The 870-nt window shown below is 38.3% G+C and carries 1 protein-coding gene; it reads left to right on the forward strand.

Annotated elements, in window-relative coordinates; all coding sequences use genetic code 11:
* On the forward strand, nt 1-815 hold an 815-nt coding region (locus LZZ98_RS15440; RefSeq protein ID WP_237788596.1), incomplete at its 5' end, for an IS5 family transposase.
* Nucleotides 816-870 lie beyond the last annotated feature (55 nt).

Raw genomic sequence — 870 nt, forward strand, 5'->3', positions numbered from 1 at the left:
ACCCACAGGGTAAACAAGGTCGAAATCAAACTTATTCCGATGCAGCTATTCAATGTTGTCTCATGATCAAATCACTATTTCGACTCTCTTTACGCATGGTCACAGGATTTGTTCAGAGCCTTATTAAACTCTGTGGTTTCGATTGGACCGCACCAGATTATTCCACCCTTTGTAGAAGACAAAAGCATATTAATATTGCGATTAGCTATCAGAAAAGCAGTGATGGACTGCATCTACTCATCGATTCCACTGGCCTGAAATTTTTAGGTGAAGGTGAATGGAAACGTAAGAAACATCAGCCTGAATATCGTCGTCAATGGCGTAAGATTCACATAGGTATTGATGCTAAAACCCTGCAAATACGGGCGGTTCAGCTCACTACAAATAATGTCAGTGATTCACAGGTACTTGATGATTTAATTAATCAAATTCTACCAGAGGAGAAGATTGATTCTGTTTATGCAGATAGAGCTTATGACACAAAATACTGCCGACAGATAATTGTAGGTCGACAAGCACATGCAGTGATTCCACCCAGAAAAAATGCAAAGCCTTGGAAAGATAAAAAGTTTCATTCACTTGAGAGAAATGAATTGCTTCGAACAATTAAGCGTTTAGGTAGGACAATATGGAAAAACTGGTCGGGGTATCATCGTCGAAGTTTGGTTGAGACTAAAATGCACTGTATTAAATTATTAGGAGATAAATTATCAGCAAAGCATTTTTCAAGTCAGGTAAATGAGATACATGCGAGAATTGCAGTTCTGAATAAATTTACGGAATTAGGCCGACCCCACACCCACGTTGTAACTTAAATTTGAATAGAATAGGCGGCTAGGTTTAATTTTTAAATCTTTGTGCAACAAAGCC

It is taken from the genome of Acinetobacter sp. SM34, from assembly GCF_022012365.1.
GTDB lineage: Bacteria > Pseudomonadota > Gammaproteobacteria > Pseudomonadales > Moraxellaceae > Acinetobacter.